The following is a 20,047-nucleotide window of genomic DNA, read 5'->3' as shown; positions in this document are numbered from 1 at the left end:
CCGTACGCGGGAGCGGCCCGGAAGCGTCTTTGCCCGAACGAGTAGCGAGGCGAACGCAGAAACGGGCCCCCGGCCGAAGCCAGGGGCCCGTCAAGCAGGGGTGGGAACTAGTCGCGCGCCTCGGCCAGCAGCTTCTGGATACGCGACACGCCCTCGGCCAGGTCCTCGTCGCCCAGCGCGTACGAAAGCCGCAGGTAACCCGGCGTGCCGAAAGCCTCGCCGGGAACGACCGCCACCTCGACCTCGTCCAGGATCAGCGCGGCCAGCTCGACCGAGCTCTGCGGGCGCTTGCCGCGGATCTCCTTGCCCAGCAGGCCCTTCACCGACGGGTACGCGTAGAACGCGCCCTCCGGCTCCGGGCAGACGACGCCGTCGATCTCGTTGAGCATCCGCACCATCGTCTGCCGGCGGCGGTCGAAGGCGGAACGCATCTCGGCGACCGCGTCGAGGTTGCCGGAGACCGCCGCCAGCGCCGCGATCTGAGCGACGTTCGACACGTTGGACGTGGCGTGCGACTGGAGGTTGGTCGCGGCCTTCACGACGTCCTTGGGAGCGATGATCCACCCCACCCGCCAGCCGGTCATCGCGTACGTCTTCGCCACACCATTGACCACGATGCACTTGTCGCGCAGCTCCGGCAGGACCGCCGGGAGCGAGACGGCGGACGCGTCGCCGTAGACGAGGTGCTCGTAGATCTCGTCCGTCAGCACCCACAGTCCGTGCTCGGCGGCCCAGCGGCCGATCGCCTCGGTCTCGGCCTCGGTGTACACCGCGCCGGTCGGGTTGGACGGGGAGACGAAGAGGACGACCTTGGTCTTCTCCGTACGGGCCGCCTCCAGCTGCTCGACGGAGACCCGGTAGCCGGTGGTCTCGTCGGCCACGACGTCGACCGGGACACCGCCGGCGAGACGGATCGACTCGGGGTACGTCGTCCAGTACGGCGCCGGGACGATGACCTCGTCGCCCGGGTCCAGGATGGTGGCGAAGGCCTCGTAGATGGCCTGCTTGCCGCCGTTGGTGACCAGGACCTGCGAGGCGTCCACCTCGTAACCGGAATCACGCAGCGTCTTCGCGGCGATCGCGGCCTTGAGCTCGGGGAGCCCGCCGGCCGGCGTGTAGCGGTGGTACTTCGGGTTGCGGCAGGCCTCGATCGCGGCCTCGACGATGTAGCCGGGCGTAGGGAAGTCGGGCTCGCCCGCGCCGAAGCCGATGACCGGACGGCCGGCGGCCTTCAGGGCCTTGGCCTTGGCGTCCACGGCAAGGGTTGCGGACTCGGAGATAGCGCCGATTCGGGCTGAGACCCGGCGCTCGGTGGGAGGAGTTGCAGCGCTCATACGGCCCATCGTCCCAGACCGGAAACCAGCCCAGCACACGCATATCGAGGGGCGGACAGGAAGGGGTCGGACCGTATCTGTTCGACGCCGGGCCTGTGACCACGTACACTCACTCGTCGTTGGCCCCTCATCAGCCACTCCGCCGCGCGCACTCCGTGCACTCGGCCGGATGCGGTAGGTTGGGGGAACCACAAAGGGTCGTAGCTCAATTGGTAGAGCACTGGTCTCCAAAACCAGCGGTTGGGGGTTCAAGTCCCTCCGGCCCTGCTACACGCATCTTCGCCAGGATGTGTGCGCATGTACGTACTTCTATGCACTGCCGTGCGGCTCCACCGGGCGCGGCACGGCCACGACCCGGAATCAGGTGAGTAGCGTGACGGACGCCGTGGGCTCCATCGACATGCCTGATGCCCAGGACGAGACGCCGGATTCCAGCAAGAAGTCTCGTAAAGGCGGTAAGCGCGGCAAGAAGGGCCCCCTGGGCCGTCTCGCGCTCTTCTACCGCCAGATCGTCGCAGAGCTGCGCAAGGTCGTCTGGCCCACGCGCAGCCAGCTGACGACGTACACCACCGTGGTGATTGTCTTCGTCGTCATCATGATCGGCATTGTGACCGTGATCGACATGGGCTTCGCCCGAGCCGTCAAGTACGTCTTCGGCTGATCCCGCGTAGGGCGCCTCACCCGGCGCCCCTTTCGCCGTTCCACCCATATGTATCCAGGAAGAAGCAGCCACCGTGTCTGACCCGAACCTGAACGACGCCGTTGAGCCGAGCGAAAGCGCGGAGTCCGCTGAGGACCAGCTCGACATCGTCGAGGCGGCCGACGAGGACCAGGCGGAAACTGCTGACGTCGCTGCGGGCGAGCCGGCGGAAGAGGCAGCCGTGCACGTCGAGTCCGACGCGGACGAAGACGCTGCCGGGGAAGCCGCCGAGGACGCCGCCGACGCCGCGTCCGACGAGGACGCCGAGGAGGAGCCCGTCGAGGCTCCTGCCGAGCCGGCCGACCCGATCGCCGCCCTCCGCGAGGAGCTCCGCACCCTGCCGGGCGAGTGGTACGTCATCCACACGTACGCCGGGTACGAGAAGCGCGTGAAGGCGAACCTGGAGCAGCGTGCGGTCTCGCTGAACGTCGAGGAGTTCATCTACCAGGCTGAAGTCCCCGAGGAAGAGATCGTCCAGATCAAGAACGGCGAGCGCAAGAACGTCCGCCAGAACAAGCTTCCCGGTTACGTCCTGGTCCGCATGGACCTCACCAACGAGTCCTGGGGCGTCGTCCGCAACACCCCCGGCGTCACCGGCTTCGTCGGCAACGCCTACGACCCGTACCCGCTGACCCTGGACGAGATCGTCAAGATGCTCGCCCCGGAGGCCGAGGAGAAGGCCGCCCGCGAGGCCGCCGAGGCCGAGGGCAAGCCGGCGCCCAGCCGCAAGATGGAGGTCCAGGTTCTGGACTTCGAGGTGGGCGACTCGGTCACCGTCACCGACGGCCCCTTCGCGACCCTCCAGGCGACGATCAACGAGATCAACGCCGACTCGAAGAAGGTCAAGGGCCTCGTCGAGATCTTCGGTCGCGAGACCCCGGTCGAGCTGAGCTTCGACCAGATCCAGAAGAACTGATCTTCTCTGGACCCCCGCTTCCGAGCAGGTCAGACAGGCTCTCGCAGCCGGTCTGACCTGCTCGGTTTTTAGCCGCACAGCTATACCCGTTATCGTTGTGCGGTATGCCTCCGTCCGGTGATCGGATGGCAGGAAACTCTCACTAGGACCCGGAGAGAGCAATGCCTCCCAAGAAGAAGAAGGTCACGGGGCTCATCAAGCTCCAGATCAACGCCGGCGCGGCCAACCCGGCTCCGCCGGTCGGCCCCGCGCTCGGCCAGCACGGCGTCAACATCATGGAGTTCTGCAAGGCCTACAACGCCGCGACCGAGTCGCAGCGTGGCATGGTCGTGCCGGTGGAGATCACGGTCTACGAGGACCGCTCCTTCACCTTCGTGACGAAGACCCCGCCGGCCGCGAAGCTGATCCTCAAGGCCGCTGGTGTGGACAAGGGATCGGGCGAGCCCCACAAGACCAAGGTCGCGAAGCTCACCGCCGCTCAGGTGCGTGAGATCTCGACGGTCAAGCTCCCCGACCTGAACGCCAACGACCTCGAGGCCGCGGACAAGATCATCGCCGGTACCGCCCGTTCCATGGGCATCACCGTCGAGGGCTGAAAGTCCCCGTCACCCGGCGGTAGCCGGAAATCGGACACCGCCTCAGTGGTAGGGCCAAGCGCTGGTCCGCACCACGACTCCACCTCCATACCCCAGGAGCAGAAGTGAAGCGCAGCAAGAACTTCCGCAGCGCGGACGCGAAGATCGACCGGGAGCGTCTGTACGCCCCGCTCGAGGCCGTCCGTATCGCCAAGGACACCTCCACCACGAAGTTCGACGGCACCGTCGAGGTCGCCATGCGTCTGGGTGTCGACCCGCGCAAGGCCGACCAGATGGTCCGTGGCACCGTGAACCTGCCGCACGGCACCGGCAAGACCGCCCGGGTCCTGGTCTTCGCGACCGGTGACCGTGCTGCGGCCGCGGAGGCCGCCGGCGCCGACATCGTCGGCTCCGACGAGCTCATCGACGAGGTCGCGAAGGGCCGTCTGGACTTCGACGCCGTCGTCGCCACCCCGGACCTCATGGGCAAGGTCGGCCGCCTCGGCCGCGTGCTCGGTCCGCGTGGTCTGATGCCGAACCCGAAGACCGGAACGGTCACCCCGGACGTGGCGAAGGCTGTCACGGACATCAAGGGCGGCAAGATCGAGTTCCGCGTCGACAAGCACTCGAACCTGCACTTCATCATCGGCAAGGTCTCCTTCGACGAGACGAAGCTGGTCGAGAACTACGCCGCGGCGCTGGAGGAGATCCTCCGTCTCAAGCCGTCCGCCGCGAAGGGCCGCTACATCAAGAAGGCCGCCCTGACCACGACGATGGGCCCCAGCATCCCGCTGGACCAGAACCGCACCCGTAACCTCCTCGTCGAGGAGGACCCGGCCGCTGTCTGACGGCCGGGCCGGGCCTGACGGCTCGGGTCACTGAGTGGCTCTGATCGGGCCCCGTACCTCCCCTCGGGGAGGCGCGGGGCCCGATTTGCTTGTGGGTGACCCGTTCGCGTAGTCTTCCCCGGAAGCCAAAGACCGCTGGTCGTTGCTGTGTCTTCGCAAGAAGGTGCAGTGGCCGAAGGATCCGCTAGGTGCGGAACGACCTGCGCAGGTGTTCGTGGAAAGCTCCCAGACTCGTTCCGGTCGAGCCCAGCCCCGTGCGCCTGCGCCGGGGCGTTTCGTTTTGCCCAGCCCCTTCTGAGCGGTCCTCATCACCCGGAAGGAGGCCGACGCTCTATGGCAAGGCCCGACAAGGCTGCCGCGGTAGCCGAGCTCGCGGACCAGTTCCGCAGCTCGAACGCCGCCGTGCTGACCGAGTACCGGGGTCTCACCGTGACGCAGCTCAAGACGCTGCGTCGTTCGCTCGGTGAGAACGCCCAGTACGCCGTGGTGAAGAACACGCTGACCAAGATCGCGGCCAACGAGGCCGGGATCAACACGCTGGACGACCTGTTCGCAGGCCCGACGGCGGTTGCCTTCATCACCGGTGACCCGGTGGAGTCGGCGAAGGGTCTTCGTGACTTCGCCAAGGAGAACCCGAACCTGATCATCAAGGGCGGTGTCCTTGATGGCAAGGCGCTGTCCGCCGATGAGATCAAGAAGCTTGCGGACCTCGAGTCCCGCGAGGTTCTGCTCGCCAAGCTGGCGGGTGCCATGAAGGGCAAGCAGTCCCAGACTGCGTCGCTGTTCAAGGCGCTTCCCTCGAAGTTCGTCCGCACCGCGGAGGCGCTTCGTGCCAAGCAGGCCGAGCAGGGCGGTGCCGAGTAATTCGGCTCGCTTTCTGACCGTCGCCGCCTAGGCGCCGGTCGCAGCGGGCCGGAAGTACGCCCGCCTCACATGTACATCGGCACCAGCCGAATTAGTGGAAGGACGCCATCATGGCGAAGCTGTCCCAGGACGACCTGCTCGCGCAGTTCGAAGAGATGACCCTCATCGAGCTCTCCGAGTTCGTGAAGGCCTTCGAGGAGAAGTTCGACGTCACCGCCGCTGCCGCGGTTGCCGCCGCCCCCGCCGGCGGTGCCGCCGGTGGCGCCGCCGAGGCCGTCGAGGAGCAGGACGAGTTCGACGTCATCCTCACCGGTGCCGGCGACAAGAAGATCCAGGTCATCAAGGTCGTGCGTGAGCTGACCTCGCTGGGTCTGAAGGAGGCCAAGGACCTCGTCGACGGCGCTCCGAAGCCGGTCCTCGAGAAGGTCGCCAAGGAGGCCGCTGAGAAGGCCGCCGAGTCCCTCAAGGCCGCCGGTGCGGCTGTCGAGGTCAAGTGACCTCGTTGAGTCTCTGACTCAGCTGCTCACGTTCCAAGGGCGATCACCCATTCGGGTGGTCGCCCTTGGTCGTTCCCGCGACGCCGTCCTTGCTCTTGGCGTCGTGGCGAGTATCGTGATCTTCGCCGTACGCCCCGCGGGTGTCCTTGCGCCGTACGGCGCTGTGGCCAGTGACGATCTCTGTCGAGAGCGGGAAGGCCTTGACGAACCGCACGAGGCGCGCAATTCTCAGGACTCGTCGTCATACCGATCCGGATCCGAGGCATGGATCGGCGGCGTAGAGGGCAGTACTGATATGCGCATACAGCGCATGGCTTTCCGCAGGAGTTGAGTACAGCGAGGGTGTCAAACGACCCGCTCTGGACATCAGTGAGCCAAGTGGCTACACTGACCCTTTGCGCTGCCTGTTAGCTGCCTCCTGCCCGTCACCAGAGGCATACCCTCGCTCGAGCATCGACAGCCGACTTCCCTGACCAGGGAATTCTGCCGCTGTGCCAGCTTGGGACCGGTACGCGCGTAGTGAGTCCGAGCCCTCGGAAGGACCCCCTCTTGGCCGCCTCGCGCAACGCCTCGACCTCCAATACGAACAACGGCGCCAGCACCGCCCCGCTGCGCATCTCCTTTGCAAAGATCAAGGAGCCCCTCGAGGTTCCTAACCTCCTCGCGCTGCAGACCGAGAGCTTTGACTGGCTCCTCGGCAACGCCGCTTGGAAGGGTCGCGTCGAGGCCGCTCTCGAGAGCGGACAGGACGTCCCCACCAAGTCTGGACTGGAAGAGATCTTCGAGGAGATCTCGCCGATCGAGGACTTCTCCGGGTCGATGTCGCTGACGTTCCGCGACCACCGGTTCGAGCCGCCGAAGAACTCGATCGACGAGTGCAAGGAGCGGGACTTCACGTTCGCGGCTCCGCTCTTCGTCACCGCAGAGTTCACCAACAACGAGACCGGCGAGATCAAGTCCCAGACGGTCTTCATGGGCGATTTCCCGCTCATGACCAACAAGGGCACCTTCGTCATCAACGGCACCGAGCGTGTCGTCGTGTCGCAGCTGGTCCGCTCGCCGGGTGTCTACTTCGACTCCTCCATCGACAAGACGTCCGACAAGGACATCTTCTCGGCCAAGATCATCCCCTCTCGGGGTGCCTGGCTGGAGATGGAGATCGACAAGCGCGACATGGTCGGTGTCCGCATCGACCGCAAGCGCAAGCAGTCCGTGACCGTCCTCCTCAAGGCTCTCGGTTGGACCACCGAGCAGATCCTCGAAGAGTTCGGCGAGTACGAGTCCATGCGCGCCACCCTGGAGAAGGACCACACCCAGGGCCAGGACGACGCGCTGCTCGACATCTACCGCAAGCTCCGCCCGGGCGAGCCGCCCACGCGTGAGGCCGCTCAGACGCTGCTCGAGAACCTCTACTTCAACCCGAAGCGTTACGACCTCGCGAAGGTCGGCCGCTACAAGGTGAACAAGAAGCTCGGCGCCGATGAGCCGCTGAACGCCGGTGTCCTTACGAGCAAGGACATCATCGCCACCATCAAGTACCTGGTCCGGCTGCACGCCGGCGAGGTCGAGACGGTCGGCGAGTCGGGCCGGAGCATCGTCGTCGAGACCGACGACATCGACCACTTCGGCAACCGTCGTCTGCGTAACGTCGGCGAGCTCATCCAGAACCAGGTCCGCACGGGTCTGGCTCGTATGGAGCGCGTCGTGCGTGAGCGGATGACGACTCAGGACGTCGAGGCGATCACGCCGCAGACCCTGATCAACATCCGGCCGGTCGTCGCCTCCATCAAGGAGTTCTTCGGCACCAGCCAGTTGTCGCAGTTCATGGACCAGAACAACCCGCTGTCGGGTCTCACCCACAAGCGCCGTCTGTCGGCGCTCGGTCCCGGTGGTCTCTCCCGTGAGCGGGCCGGCTTCGAGGTCCGTGACGTGCACCCGTCTCACTACGGCCGTATGTGCCCGATTGAGACCCCCGAAGGCCCGAACATCGGTCTGATCGGTTCGCTCGCCTCGTACGGCCGCGTCAACGCGTTCGGTTTCGTCGAGACGCCGTACCGCAAGGTCGTCAACGGTGTCGTCACCGACGACGTCGACTACCTGACGGCTGACGAAGAGGACCGTTTCGTTATCGCGCAGGCCAACGCGACGCTCTCCGAGGACATGCGCTTCGAGGAGTCCCGCGTACTGGTCCGCCGTCGTGGCGGCGAGATCGACTACATCCCGGGCGACGACGTCGACTACATGGACGTCTCGCCGCGCCAGATGGTGTCGGTCGCCACCGCGATGATCCCGTTCCTCGAGCACGACGACGCGAACCGCGCGCTCATGGGCGCGAACATGATGCGTCAGGCCGTGCCGCTGATCACGTCCGAGGCGCCGCTCGTCGGCACCGGCATGGAGTACCGCTGCGCGGTCGACGCCGGTGACGTCATCAAGGCGGAGAAGGACGGTGTGGTCCAGGAGGTCTCCGCGGACTACGTCACCGTCGCCAACGACGACGGCACGTACACGACGTACCGGATCGCGAAGTTCTCCCGCTCGAACCAGGGCACCTCGGTCAACCAGAAGGTTGTCGTGGACGAGGGCGCCCGGGTCGTCGAGGGCCAGGTCCTCGCCGACGGGCCCGCCACCCAGCAGGGTGAGATGGCGCTCGGCAAGAACCTGCTCGTGGCGTTCATGCCGTGGGAGGGCCACAACTACGAAGACGCGATCATCCTCAGCCAGCGTCTGGTGCAGGACGACGTCCTCTCCTCGATCCACATCGAGGAGCACGAGGTCGACGCCCGTGACACCAAGCTCGGCCCGGAGGAGATCACTCGGGACATCCCGAACGTCTCCGAAGAGGTCCTCGCGGACCTCGACGAGCGCGGCATCATCCGTATCGGTGCCGAGGTCGTCGCCGGTGACATCCTCGTCGGCAAGGTCACGCCCAAGGGTGAGACCGAGCTGACGCCGGAGGAGCGCCTGCTCCGTGCGATCTTCGGTGAGAAGGCGCGCGAGGTGCGCGACACCTCGCTGAAGGTGCCGCACGGCGAGGTCGGCAAGATCATCGGTGTCCGCGTCTTCGACCGCGAAGAGGGCGACGAGCTGCCGCCGGGCGTGAACCAGCTGGTTCGCGTGTACGTCGCGCAGAAGCGCAAGATCACCGATGGTGACAAGCTCGCCGGCCGTCACGGCAACAAGGGCGTCATCTCGAAGATCCTGCCGATCGAGGACATGCCGTTCCTGGAGGACGGCACCCCGGTCGACATCATCCTCAACCCGCTGGGTGTCCCGTCCCGAATGAATCCGGGACAGGTTCTCGAAATCCACCTCGGCTGGCTCGCCAGTCAGGGCTGGAAGGTCGAGGGCAGCGAGGAGTGGATGGAGCGCCTGAAGGTCATCGGCGCCGACGAGGTCGCCCCTGGCACGAACGTCGCGACCCCGGTCTTCGACGGTGCGCGCGAGGACGAGATCTCCGGTCTCTTCGAGTCCACGATCCCGAACCGCGACGGCAACCGGATGGTCCAGCCGTCCGGCAAGGCCAACCTGTTCGACGGCCGCTCGGGTGAGCCGTTCCCGGACCCGATCTCGGTCGGGTACATGTACATCCTCAAGCTCCACCACCTGGTCGACGACAAGCTGCACGCTCGGTCGACCGGTCCGTACTCCATGATCACCCAGCAGCCGCTGGGTGGTAAGGCCCAGTTCGGTGGCCAGCGCTTCGGTGAGATGGAGGTGTGGGCGCTTGAGGCTTATGGCGCCGCTTACGCCCTCCAGGAACTGCTGACCATCAAGTCCGACGACGTCACCGGCCGCGTGAAGGTCTACGAGGCCATCGTCAAGGGCGAGAACATTCCTGAGCCCGGCATCCCCGAGTCCTTCAAGGTGCTCATCAAGGAGATGCAGTCCCTGTGCCTCAACGTGGAGGTGCTGTCCTCGGACGGCATGTCCATCGAGATGCGCGACACCGACGAGGACGTCTTCCGCGCTGCGGAAGAGCTCGGTATCGACCTGTCCCGGCGCGAGCCGAGCAGCGTCGAAGAGGTCTGACGGGTTGGCCGGCCGCTGCTTCACCGCAGCGGCCGGCTCTCCCCGGACCCGTTCAGACCATGATTGACTCTCGACCCCGAAAGAGGGATTGACGACAAGTGCTCGACGTCAACTTCTTCGACGAGCTGCGGATCGGCCTCGCCACCGCGGACGACATCCGGACCTGGTCGCACGGCGAAGTGAAGAAGCCGGAGACCATCAACTACCGCACGCTCAAGCCCGAGAAGGACGGACTCTTCTGCGAGAAGATCTTCGGCCCGACCCGGGACTGGGAGTGCTACTGCGGTAAGTACAAGCGTGTCCGCTTCAAGGGCATCATCTGCGAGCGCTGCGGCGTCGAGGTTACTCGCGCGAAGGTGCGTCGTGAGCGGATGGGCCACATTGAGCTGGCCGCACCCGTCACTCACATCTGGTACTTCAAGGGCGTCCCGTCGCGCCTTGGCTACCTGCTGGACCTCGCGCCGAAGGACCTCGAGAAGGTCATCTACTTCGCCGCGTACATGATCACGTTCGTGGACGAGGAGCGCCGCACGCGCGACCTGCCGTCGCTGGAGGCGCACGTCTCCGTAGAGCGTCAGCAGATCGAGAACCGTCGCGACGCCGACCTCGAAGCCCGCGCCAAGAAGCTCGAGACCGACCTGGCCGAGCTTGAGGCCGAGGGCGCCAAGGCCGACGTACGCCGCAAGGTGCGCGAAGGTGCCGAGCGTGAGATGAAGCAGCTGCGCGACCGTGCGCAGCGCGAGATCGACCGTCTCGACGAGGTGTGGAGCCGCTTCAAGAACCTCAAGGTCCAGGACCTCGAGGGCGACGAGCTGCTCTACCGCGAGCTGCGCGACCGCTTCGGTACGTACTTCGACGGCTCGATGGGCGCGGCTGCTCTGCAGAAGCGTCTGGAGTCGTTCGATCTGGAGGAGGAGGCCGAGCGCCTCCGCGAGATCATCCGTACCGGCAAGGGCCAGAAGAAGACCCGTGCGCTGAAGCGGCTGAAGGTCGTGTCTGCCTTCCTGCAGACCTCCAACAGCCCCAAGGGCATGGTCCTCGACTGCGTGCCGGTCATCCCGCCGGACCTGCGTCCGATGGTGCAGCTGGACGGTGGCCGCTTCGCGACCTCCGACCTGAACGACCTGTACCGCCGCGTGATCAACCGCAACAACCGCCTCAAGCGTCTCCTTGACCTCGGTGCTCCCGAGATCATCGTGAACAACGAGAAGCGCATGCTTCAGGAGGCCGTCGACGCGCTGTTCGACAACGGTCGTCGTGGCCGTCCGGTCACCGGTCCCGGTAACCGCCCGCTGAAGTCCCTGAGCGACATGCTCAAGGGCAAGCAGGGTCGCTTCCGTCAGAACCTTCTCGGTAAGCGTGTGGACTACTCCGCGCGTTCCGTGATCGTCGTCGGCCCGCAGCTGAAGCTGCACCAGTGCGGTCTGCCGAAGGCCATGGCGCTGGAGCTCTTCAAGCCGTTCGTGATGAAGCGCCTGGTTGACCTCAACCACGCGCAGAACATCAAGTCGGCGAAGCGCATGGTCGAGCGCGGCCGGACCGTCGTGTACGACGTTCTGGAAGAGGTCATCGCCGAGCACCCGGTTCTGCTGAACCGTGCGCCGACGCTGCACCGCCTCGGCATCCAGGCCTTCGAGCCGCAGCTGGTCGAGGGCAAGGCCATCCAGATCCACCCGCTCGTCTGCACCGCGTTCAACGCGGACTTCGACGGTGACCAGATGGCCGTGCACCTGCCGCTCTCCGCGGAGGCGCAGGCCGAGGCCCGCATCCTGATGCTGTCCTCGAACAACATCCTGAAGCCGGCCGACGGTCGTCCCGTCACCATGCCGACCCAGGACATGGTTCTCGGTCTCTTCTTCCTCACGACCGATGAGGAAGAGCGCAAGGTCATCGGTGAGGGCCGTAGCTTCGGCTCGACCGCCGAGGCGACCATGGCGTTCGACAACCGTGAGCTCTCGCTCCAGGCCAAGGTCGACATCCGCTTCCCGGTGGGCACCATCCCGCCGCGTGGCTGGGTGCCGCCGGTCGCCGAGGAGGGTGAGCAGGAGTTCCAGCAGGGCGACAGCTTCCGGCTTCGTACGACGCTGGGCCGCGCGCTCTTCAACGAGCTGCTGCCCGAGGACTACCCGTTCGTCGACTACTCGGTGGGCAAGAAGCAGCTCTCCGAGATCGTCAACGACCTGGCGGAGCGCTACCCCAAGGTCATCGTGGCGGCGACGCTCGACAACCTGAAGGCGGCCGGCTTCCACTGGGCGACCCGTTCGGGCGTCACCGTGGCCATCTCCGACGTCGTCGTGCCCGAGGCCAAGAAGGCCATCGTCAAGGGCTACGAGGCACAGGACGAGAAGGTCCAGAAGCAGTACGAGCGCGGTCTCATCACCAAGGAAGAGCGCACTCAGGAGCTCATCGCGATCTGGACCAAGGCGACCAACGAGGTTGCCGAGGCGATGAACGCGAACTTCCCCAAGACGAACCCCATCTTCATGATGGTTGACTCGGGTGCCCGAGGAAACATGATGCAGATGCGTCAGATCGCCGGTATGCGTGGTCTGGTGTCGAACGCGAAGAACGAGACCATCCCGCGGCCCATTAAGGCGTCGTTCCGTGAGGGTCTGTCCGTGCTGGAGTACTTCATCTCCACCCACGGTGCCCGTAAGGGTCTCGCCGACACCGCCCTGCGTACCGCCGACTCGGGTTACCTGACCCGTCGTCTGGTGGACGTCTCGCAGGACGTGATCATCCGCGAGGAGGACTGTGGCACCGACCGCGGCCTCAAGCTGAAGATCGCGGAGAAGGGCGCCGACGGCATCCTCCGCAAGACCGACGACGTCGAGACGAGCGTGTACGCACGCATGCTCGCCGAGGACGTCGTCATCGACGGCAAGGTCATCGCGCCGGCCAATGTCGACCTCGGTGACGTGCTCATCGACCAGCTGGTCATGCACGGCGTCGAGGAGGTCAAGACCCGCTCGGTCCTGACCTGCGAGTCCGCGGTCGGCACCTGTGCCTTCTGCTACGGCCGCTCGCTGGCCACCGGCAAGCTGGTCGACATCGGTGAGGCGGTCGGCATCATCGCCGCCCAGTCCATCGGTGAGCCCGGCACGCAGCTGACGATGCGTACCTTCCACACCGGTGGTGTGGCCGGTGACGACATCACCCAGGGTCTGCCCCGTGTCGTCGAGCTCTTCGAGGCTCGTACGCCCAAGGGTGTCGCCCCGATCTCGGAGGCGGCAGGCCGCATCCGTATCGAGGAGACCGAGAAGACCAAGAAGATCGTCGTCACCCCGGACGACGGCAGCGACGAGACGGCGTTCCCGATCTCGAAGCGTGCCCGTCTGCTCGTGGGCGAGGGCGACCACGTCGAGGTGGGCCAGAAGCTCACCGTGGGTGCCACCAACCCGCACGACGTGCTGCGGATCCTCGGTCAGCGCGCGGTCCAGGTCCACCTGGTCGGCGAAGTCCAGAAGGTCTACAACAGCCAGGGTGTGTCGATCCACGACAAGCACATCGAGATCATCATCCGGCAGATGCTCCGCCGCGTGACGATCATCGAGTCGGGCGACGCCGAGCTGCTTCCGGGCGAGCTCGTCGAGCGCGGCCGCTTCGAGGGCGAGAACCGTCGTGTGGTCACGGAAGGCGGCCACCCGGCCTCCGGCCGTCCGCAGCTGATGGGTATCACCAAGGCCTCGCTGGCGACCGAGTCGTGGCTGTCGGCGGCGTCCTTCCAGGAGACGACCAGGGTTCTGACGGACGCGGCGATCAACGCCAAGTCCGACTCCCTGATCGGCCTCAAGGAGAACGTCATCATCGGTAAGCTCATCCCGGCCGGTACGGGTCTGTCCCGCTACCGCAACATCCGGGTGGAGCCCACCGAGGAGGCCAAGGCCGCGATGTACTCGGCCGTCGGCTACGACGACATCGACTACTCGCCGTTCGGCACCGGCTCCGGCCAGGCCGTTCCGCTGGAGGACTACGACTACGGTCCGTACAACCAGTAAGGCGTACGTCTGAACCGCAGGGCGGTCACCCCGTTTCGTACGGGGTGGCCGCCCTGCGGCGTTGTGGCTGGTCGCGTCAGCGGGTGGCGAGCTGCCATACGGACAGCAGCATTCCCGAGATGGCCGTCACGGCCGCGAGGCTGGGCAGCGGCCACCGGGCGCGCTCCAGCGTGTCGATCCGTGTCTCGTGGTCGGCGAGCTGCCGGTCGCTCTGGTCGCTGCGCTGCACGAGCAGGGCGAGTGATCCGTCGACCCGGGCGAATCCCACCTCCACGGTGCCGCGCAGTCGCTCAAGCTCCAGTGCGACGGCGGCCGCGTCATGCGGTGCGGGCTCGGTCATTGGCGACTCCGGTGCTGCTGGAGAAGTGACAGCAGGTCGCTGTCACGGCCGGTGATGGGGGAGTGGGGGCGGGTGGGCAGGCGGGCGGCGGTCAGCGGACGCGCGGGACCTTCAGGGCGTTCCAGGAGGCACGGCCGGGCACGCCGTCGGCGTCCGCACCCGTGTAGCCGAGCTTGCGCTGCCACCTGGCGTACGAACGCCGGTCGGCCTCGGACCAGCGCGGGCCGGGTCCGACGACGTACGCGGCGCAGCGCTCGGCGGCCAGGCGGCGGCCCATGGCGGTGATGACCGGCGAGTTGGTTCCGGGCCGGAAGAACGCGGAGCCGGGAAACGGCTCGTAACGGGAACCGGACGGTCCGCCGGGGCTGCCCGCGCCGCCGGTGCCGGGCGGCACGGAGGGCGGCGACGCGAGACGTGTCGCGATCCGCTCCCGCATGGTCTTCCTGCGCGCCGTGCGCTCGGCGGCGAACACGTCCTCCAGCCGGTAGAGCTGGGCACGTCCCCGCTGCCCGGCGGGTGCGAGGATCAAAGACGCCCGGAAAGGGTGACTCCGGCAGGCCACTAGGCTGTGACGGCCTGTCTGTCAGGCACATGATTTCGTGCCGCCGACGGGACGGGCAGCGATGGGTCTTTAAGGAGAACGGTGCATGGTCGAGGGCGAAAAGCGCTCCCGGCCGACCGACGGCGCCCGCGAGGGGGGCACGCGCGAGCCCTCGGCGGTGCCAAGAGCGCGCAATCCCGTCGCCGGCCCGCTGGAGCGCGACAACGGCCTGCCGGGCCTCCTGGAATCCCCTCGGTGAGCACCTGCTGCGCCACGCGCCCGAAGACCTCGTGATTCTCGTACGGGCGGAAATGGAGCGCCGCGAGCTCCAGGCGTACGCGAACGGCTGGCGCGACGCCGCCGACCAGTACGAACCCGCACTGGAGCAGGCGCGCCGAATAGCCCAGACCCGCAGGCTCAGGCTCGTCGGCCGTACACCCGGACAGGCGGCTGTCATCCCCTTCCCGCAGGACGAACAGCAGCAGCCGGAACCCGCCGACGCCGAGCGCGGCGCCCCCGGTGGTGCGCCCGAAGGCGTGCCCGGCGGCCGTACGGAACCGGCCGGCGAGCCCGTCAAGCCCGGCCTGGCCGCCAAGAGCCGGACGTCGAAGGTCCCGACGATCCCGCCGTTGCCCGCCCACCGGCGCAAGCGCCGTGAGCAGCCCTGAACCGCCCGCAGCGCCGGTGCGCACGCCCGCCGTGCCCGAGGTGTCCCTGGGCGTGGGCATTTGTTTTGACCGGAGTCCATGAGGTAGGTACGCTCAGACCTTGTGCCTGGGGTGTGCCTGGGCTCGTGTGCGTGTCCTCAACCGCACCGCGAGTCCGTGAACGGCCACCGCAATCTGCGCTCATTCCGCTTTCGGGCGGAGCGGTCCGCAGTGTTCGACACACCCGACCGCGTGGGTCGGAGGTGTTCCAGGTTAGTTTCACAGTGATCGGCACACAGAAACCGGAGAAGTAGTGCCTACGATCCAGCAGCTGGTCCGCAAGGGCCGGCAGGACAAGGTCGAGAAGAACAAGACGCCCGCACTCGAGGGTTCCCCTCAGCGCCGGGGCGTCTGCACGCGTGTGTTCACGACCACCCCGAAGAAGCCGAACTCGGCCCTGCGTAAGGTCGCGCGTGTGCGTCTGACCAGCGGGATCGAAGTCACTGCTTACATCCCGGGTGAGGGACACAACCTGCAGGAGCACTCGATCGTGCTCGTGCGTGGTGGCCGTGTGAAGGACCTGCCGGGTGTTCGCTACAAGATCATCCGCGGCTCGCTCGACACCCAGGGTGTCAAGAACCGCAAGCAGGCCCGCAGCCGCTACGGCGCCAAGAAGGAGAAGTAAGAATGCCTCGTAAGGGCCCCGCCCCGAAGCGCCCGGTCATCATTGACCCGGTCTACAGCTCTCCTCTTGTCACGTCGCTGATCAACAAGATTCTGCTTGACGGCAAGCGTTCCACCGCCGAGCGCATCGTTTACGGCGCCATGGAAGGCCTCCGCGAGAAGACCGGCAACGACCCGGTCATCACGCTGAAGCGCGCGCTTGAGAACGTCAAGCCCTCGCTCGAGGTGAAGTCCCGCCGTGTCGGTGGCGCGACGTACCAGGTGCCGATCGAGGTCAAGCCCGGTCGCGCCGCCACCCTCGCGCTGCGCTGGGTCGTGGGTTACTCCCGCGCCCGCCGTGAGAAGACCATGACTGAGCGCCTCATGAACGAGCTGCTCGACGCCTCGAACGGTCTTGGCGCTGCCGTCAAGAAGCGTGAGGACACCCACAAGATGGCCGAGTCCAACAAGGCCTTCGCGCACTACCGCTGGTAGTCGCTACCCACATCGAGACCGAGAGAAGATTGAGCCTTATGGCCACCACTTCGCTTGACCTGGCCAAGGTCCGCAACATCGGGATCATGGCCCACATCGACGCGGGCAAGACGACCACCACCGAGCGGATCCTCTTCTACACCGGTGTGTCTTACAAGATCGGTGAAGTCCACGATGGCGCAGCCACCATGGACTGGATGGAGCAGGAGCAGGAGCGCGGCATCACGATCACGTCTGCCGCGACGACCTGCCACTGGCCGCTCAATGACGTCGATCACACGATCAACATCATTGACACTCCGGGTCACGTCGACTTCACCGTCGAGGTGGAGCGTTCGCTCCGCGTCCTCGACGGTGCCGTCACCGTGTTCGACGGTGTGGCGGGCGTCGAGCCGCAGTCCGAGACTGTCTGGCGTCAGGCGGACCGCTACGGCGTGCCGCGTATCTGCTTCGTCAACAAGCTCGACCGCACCGGCGCCGAGTTCCACCGCTGCGTCGACATGATCGTCGACCGCCTCGGTGCGGTTCCGCTGGTCATGCAGCTCCCCATCGGTGCTGAAGCAGACTTCAAGGGCGTCGTCGACCTCGTGACGATGAAGGCCTTTGTCTGGTCCGCCGAGGCCGCCAAGGGCGAGATGTACGACATCGTCGACATCCCGGACACGCACGTCGACGCCGCCGACGAGTGGCGCGGCAAGCTCCTCGAGGCCGTGGCTGAGCACGACGACCAGATGATGGAGCTGTACCTCGAGGGCCAGGAGCCTTCGGTGGAGCAGCTGTACGCCGCCATCCGTCGTATCACCCTCGCCTCCAAGGGCAGCGCCGACTCCGTCACCGTCACCCCGGTGTTCTGTGGCACCGCGTTCAAGAACAAGGGCGTCCAGCCCCTGCTCGACGCGGTCGTGCGTTACCTGCCTTCCCCCCTGGACGTCGAGGCCATCGAGGGCCACGACGTCAAGGACCCGGAGAAGGTCGTCCAGCGCAAGCCCGCCGACGACGAGCCGTTCTCCGGTCTTGCATTCAAGATCATGAGCGACCCGCACCTCGGCAAGCTCACCTTCGTCCGGGTGTACTCGGGCCGCCTCGAGGCCGGCAGCTCCGTGCTGAACTCGGTCAAGGGCAAGAAGGAGCGCATCGGCAAGATCTACCGCATGCACGCGAACAAGCGTGAGGAGATCGCGTCGGTGGGCGCCGGTGACATCATCGCCGTCATGGGCCTGAAGCAGACCACCACCGGTGAGACGCTCTGCGACGAGAAGAACCCGGTGATCCTGGAGTCCATGGACTTCCCGGCGCCGGTCATCGAGGTCGCGATCGAGCCCAAGTCCAAGGGTGACCAGGAGAAGCTGGGTGTAGCCATCCAGCGTCTCTCGGAGGAGGACCCCTCCTTCCAGGTGCACACCAACGAGGAGACCGGCCAGACCGTCATCGGCGGTATGGGCGAGCTTCACCTCGAGGTTCTTGTCGACCGCATGAAGCGCGAGTTCCGCGTCGAGGCGAACGTCGGCAAGCCCCAGGTCGCTTACCGCGAGACGATCCGCAAGGCCGTCGAGCGCATCGACTACACGCACAAGAAGCAGACTGGTGGTACCGGCCAGTTCGCGAAGGTGCAGATCGCCCTTGAGCCCATCGAGGGTGGCGACGCCTCGTACGAGTTCGTCAACAAGGTCACCGGTGGCCGCATCCCCAGGGAGTACATCCCCTCGGTGGACGCGGGCGCGCAGGAAGCCATGCAGTTCGGCATCCTGGCCGGCTACGAGATGGTGGGCGTTCGCGTCACCCTTCTCGACGGTGGTTACCACGAGGTCGACTCCTCGGAGCTCGCCTTCAAGATCGCCGGTTCGCAGGCGTTCAAGGAGGGTGCCCGCAAGGCCTCTCCCGTGCTCCTCGAGCCGATGATGGCCGTCGAGGTCACCACGCCCGAGGACTACATGGGCGATGTCATCGGCGACCTCAACTCCCGCCGTGGCCAGATCCAGGCCATGGAGGAGCGCAGCGGCGCTCGCGTCGTGAAGGGCCTCGTGCCCCTCTCGGAGATGTTCGGCTACGTCGGAGACCTCCGCAGCAAGACCTCGGGTCGCGCAAGCTACTCGATGCAGTTCGACTCCTACGCCGAGGTTCCGCGGAACGTCGCCGAGGAGATCATCGCGAAGGCCAAGGGCGAGTAACTCCCCCGAGTTGACGCTTTAGGCTTGACCCGACCGCCGGGGGCTTTCCCCCGCGACCCGTATGGGAAACCCCCGGCGGTCGGCATCCCAGCAAAGATCACCTGGCGCCGATGAAGCAAGGCGTACAGAACCACTCCAGGAGGACCCAGTGGCGAAGGCGAAGTTCGAGCGGACTAAGCCGCACGTCAACATCGGCACCATCGGTCACATTGACCACGGTAAGACGACGCTGACCGCGGCGATTACCAAGGTGCTGCATGACGCGTACCCGGACCTGAACGAGGCCTCGGCCTTCGACCAGATCGACAAGGCTCCTGAGGAGCGCCAGCGCGGTATCACGATCTCGATCGCGCACGTCGAGTACCAGACGGAGTCGCGTCACTACGCGCACGTCGACTGCCCCGGTCACGCGGACTACATCAAGAACATGATCACGGGTGCGGCGCAGATGGACGGCGCCATCCTCGTGGTCGCCGCCACCGACGGCCCGATGCCGCAGACCAAGGAGCACGTGCTCCTGGCCCGCCAGGTAGGCGTGCCGTACATCGTTGTCGCGCTGAACAAGGCCGACATGGTGGACGACGAGGAGATCCTGGAGCTCGTCGAGCTCGAGGTTCGTGAGCTCCTCTCCGAGTACGAGTTCCCGGGCGACGACCTCCCGGTCGTCAAGGTCTCGGCGCTCAAGGCGCTCGAGGGCGACAAGGAGTGGGGCCAGACCGTCCTCGACCTGATGAAGGCCGTCGACGAGTCGATCCCGCAGCCCGAGCGCGACGTCGACAAGCCGTTCCTGATGCCGATCGAGGACGTCTTCACGATCACCGGTCGTGGCACGGTCGTCACCGGTCGTATCGAGCGTGGTGTCCTCAAGGTCAACGAGACCGTCGACATCGTCGGTATCAAGGAAGAGAAGACCACCACCACGGTCACCGGCATCGAGATGTTCCGCAAGCTGCTCGACGAGGGCCAGGCCGGTGAGAACGTCGGTCTGCTCCTCCGTGGCATCAAGCGTGAGGACGTCGAGCGCGGCCAGGTCATCATCAAGCCCGGTTCGGTCACGCCGCACACCGAGTTCGAGGCCCAGGCCTACATCCTGTCGAAGGACGAGGGTGGTCGTCACACCCCCTTCTTCAACAACTACCGCCCGCAGTTCTACTTCCGTACGACTGACGTGACCGGCGTCGTTACCCTCCCCGAGGGCACCGAGATGGTCATGCCGGGCGACAACACCATCATGACGGTCTCGCTGATTCAGCCGGTCGCCATGGAGGAGGGCCTCAAGTTCGCCATCCGTGAGGGTGGCCGGACCGTCGGCGCCGGCCAGGTCACCAAGATCACCAAGTAATTCGGTGGCTTGACCTGGTTGCTCCTGAACGAGCACCAAGAAGGGCCCCCGCTCCGTCGTTCGCGACGGTGTGGGGGCCCTTCGCTG

General features: G+C 66.1%; 17 protein-coding genes, 1 tRNA gene and 1 pseudogene. 15 read left to right on the top strand and 4 right to left on the bottom strand.

Annotated elements, in window-relative coordinates; genetic code table 11:
- Positions 1-107: 107 nt before the first annotated feature.
- Positions 108-1,334 (bottom strand): pyridoxal phosphate-dependent aminotransferase, encoded by a 1,227-nt coding sequence (locus G412_RS0112475; protein WP_028812394.1) that lies wholly within the window; start codon positions 1,332-1,334, stop codon positions 108-110.
- Positions 1,335-1,528: 194 nt separating this feature from the next.
- Between G412_RS0112475 and G412_RS0112470 the strand changes: the two genes are divergently transcribed.
- The 7 genes from G412_RS0112470 to rplL all read left to right on the top strand — a co-directional run bounded on the left by G412_RS0112470 (position 1,529) and on the right by rplL (position 5,734).
- A tRNA-Trp gene (locus G412_RS0112470) sits at positions 1,529-1,601 on the top strand.
- 106 nt (positions 1,602-1,707) lie between these two features.
- A complete protein-coding gene (secE, locus tag G412_RS0112465) occupies positions 1,708-1,995 on the top strand; it encodes a preprotein translocase subunit SecE (RefSeq protein WP_028812393.1) in 288 nt (95 codons plus the stop codon).
- 73 nt (positions 1,996-2,068) lie between these two features.
- Entirely contained in the window at positions 2,069-2,950 is an 882-nt protein-coding gene (gene nusG / locus G412_RS0112460; RefSeq protein WP_028812392.1) for a transcription termination/antitermination protein NusG, read from the top strand.
- Between the two features lie 161 nt (positions 2,951-3,111).
- Entirely contained in the window at positions 3,112-3,546 is a 435-nt protein-coding gene (gene rplK / locus G412_RS0112455) for a 50S ribosomal protein L11 (RefSeq protein ID WP_028812391.1), read from the top strand.
- A 104-nt stretch (positions 3,547-3,650) separates the two neighbouring features.
- The gene (gene rplA / locus G412_RS0112450; protein WP_028812390.1) at positions 3,651-4,373 is read left to right on the top strand and encodes a 50S ribosomal protein L1; all 723 of its coding nucleotides are present in this window, start codon (positions 3,651-3,653) and stop codon (positions 4,371-4,373) included.
- A 333-nt stretch (positions 4,374-4,706) separates the two neighbouring features.
- Positions 4,707-5,237, top strand: a complete 531-nt coding sequence (gene rplJ / locus G412_RS0112445) for a 50S ribosomal protein L10 (RefSeq protein WP_028812389.1) — start codon at positions 4,707-4,709, stop codon at positions 5,235-5,237.
- 110 nt (positions 5,238-5,347) lie between these two features.
- Positions 5,348-5,734, top strand: coding sequence for a 50S ribosomal protein L7/L12 (gene rplL, locus G412_RS0112440; protein ID WP_028812388.1), 387 nt, complete (start codon positions 5,348-5,350; stop codon positions 5,732-5,734).
- A 43-nt stretch (positions 5,735-5,777) separates the two neighbouring features.
- On the opposite strand, the gene G412_RS39620 is transcribed toward rplL, so the two are convergent.
- Positions 5,778-5,948: a hypothetical protein gene (locus G412_RS39620; protein WP_157839084.1), complete on the bottom strand. Its 171-nt coding sequence runs from the start codon at positions 5,946-5,948 to the stop codon at positions 5,778-5,780.
- A 335-nt stretch (positions 5,949-6,283) separates the two neighbouring features.
- Between G412_RS39620 and rpoB the strand changes: the two genes are divergently transcribed.
- Both rpoB and G412_RS0112425 read left to right on the top strand, forming a co-directional pair.
- Positions 6,284-9,766 (top strand): DNA-directed RNA polymerase subunit beta, encoded by a 3,483-nt coding sequence (gene rpoB, locus G412_RS0112430; RefSeq protein ID WP_028812387.1) that lies wholly within the window; start codon positions 6,284-6,286, stop codon positions 9,764-9,766.
- A gap of 98 nt (positions 9,767-9,864) precedes the next feature.
- On the top strand, positions 9,865-13,764 hold the full coding sequence (locus G412_RS0112425) for a DNA-directed RNA polymerase subunit beta' (RefSeq protein ID WP_028812386.1): 3,900 nt from the start codon (positions 9,865-9,867) through the stop codon (positions 13,762-13,764).
- A 76-nt stretch (positions 13,765-13,840) separates the two neighbouring features.
- On the opposite strand, the gene G412_RS0112420 is transcribed toward G412_RS0112425, so the two are convergent.
- Positions 13,841-14,104, bottom strand: a complete 264-nt coding sequence (locus G412_RS0112420; protein ID WP_028812385.1) for a hypothetical protein — start codon at positions 14,102-14,104, stop codon at positions 13,841-13,843.
- A 91-nt stretch (positions 14,105-14,195) separates the two neighbouring features.
- Positions 14,196-14,543: pseudogene (locus G412_RS37965) on the bottom strand (peptidoglycan-binding protein); the annotation flags it as partial.
- Positions 14,544-14,751: 208 nt separating this feature from the next.
- On the opposite strand from G412_RS37965, the gene G412_RS39615 reads away from it, so the two are divergent.
- The 6 genes from G412_RS39615 to tuf all read left to right on the top strand — a co-directional run bounded on the left by G412_RS39615 (position 14,752) and on the right by tuf (position 19,960).
- Entirely contained in the window at positions 14,752-14,904 is a 153-nt protein-coding gene (locus G412_RS39615) for a hypothetical protein (protein ID WP_157839083.1), read from the top strand.
- A gap of 31 nt (positions 14,905-14,935) precedes the next feature.
- On the top strand, positions 14,936-15,313 hold the full coding sequence (locus G412_RS34150; protein WP_157839082.1) for a hypothetical protein: 378 nt from the start codon (positions 14,936-14,938) through the stop codon (positions 15,311-15,313).
- A 292-nt stretch (positions 15,314-15,605) separates the two neighbouring features.
- Complete coding sequence (rpsL, locus tag G412_RS0112405; RefSeq protein ID WP_003948652.1) at positions 15,606-15,977, top strand: 30S ribosomal protein S12; 372 nt, start codon at positions 15,606-15,608, stop codon at positions 15,975-15,977.
- A gap of 2 nt (positions 15,978-15,979) precedes the next feature.
- On the top strand, positions 15,980-16,450 hold the full coding sequence (gene rpsG, locus G412_RS0112400; protein ID WP_028812383.1) for a 30S ribosomal protein S7: 471 nt from the start codon (positions 15,980-15,982) through the stop codon (positions 16,448-16,450).
- Positions 16,451-16,488: 38 nt separating this feature from the next.
- Complete coding sequence (fusA, locus tag G412_RS0112395) at positions 16,489-18,618, top strand: elongation factor G (protein WP_028812382.1); 2,130 nt, start codon at positions 16,489-16,491, stop codon at positions 18,616-18,618.
- A 148-nt stretch (positions 18,619-18,766) separates the two neighbouring features.
- A complete protein-coding gene (gene tuf / locus G412_RS0112390) occupies positions 18,767-19,960 on the top strand; it encodes an elongation factor Tu (RefSeq protein WP_028812381.1) in 1,194 nt (397 codons plus the stop codon).
- The last annotated feature ends 87 nt before the right edge of the window (positions 19,961-20,047 follow it).

The sequence above is a fragment of the Streptomyces flavidovirens DSM 40150 genome (genome assembly GCF_000429085.1).
Classification (GTDB): domain Bacteria; phylum Actinomycetota; class Actinomycetes; order Streptomycetales; family Streptomycetaceae; genus Streptomyces; species Streptomyces flavidovirens.
This window is presented reverse-complemented; position numbering and strand designations above follow the sequence as displayed.

Bases quoted from the DNA above. Each gene is read 5' to 3' on its own strand.
- G412_RS0112475 (WP_028812394.1), bottom strand. From the start codon at position 1,334: ATGAGCGCTGCAACTCCTCCCACCGAGCGCCGGGTCTCAGCCCGAATC.
- rplK (WP_028812391.1), top strand. From the start codon at position 3,112: ATGCCTCCCAAGAAGAAGAAGGTCACGGGGCTCATCAAGCTCCAGATC.
- rplJ (WP_028812389.1), top strand. From the start codon at position 4,707: ATGGCAAGGCCCGACAAGGCTGCCGCGGTAGCCGAGCTCGCGGACCAG.
- rplL (WP_028812388.1), top strand. From the start codon at position 5,348: ATGGCGAAGCTGTCCCAGGACGACCTGCTCGCGCAGTTCGAAGAGATG.
- G412_RS0112420 (WP_028812385.1), bottom strand. From the start codon at position 14,104: ATGACCGAGCCCGCACCGCATGACGCGGCCGCCGTCGCACTGGAGCTT.
- G412_RS39615 (WP_157839083.1), top strand. From the start codon at position 14,752: ATGGTCGAGGGCGAAAAGCGCTCCCGGCCGACCGACGGCGCCCGCGAG.
- rpsG (WP_028812383.1), top strand. From the start codon at position 15,980: ATGCCTCGTAAGGGCCCCGCCCCGAAGCGCCCGGTCATCATTGACCCG.
- fusA (WP_028812382.1), top strand. From the start codon at position 16,489: ATGGCCACCACTTCGCTTGACCTGGCCAAGGTCCGCAACATCGGGATC.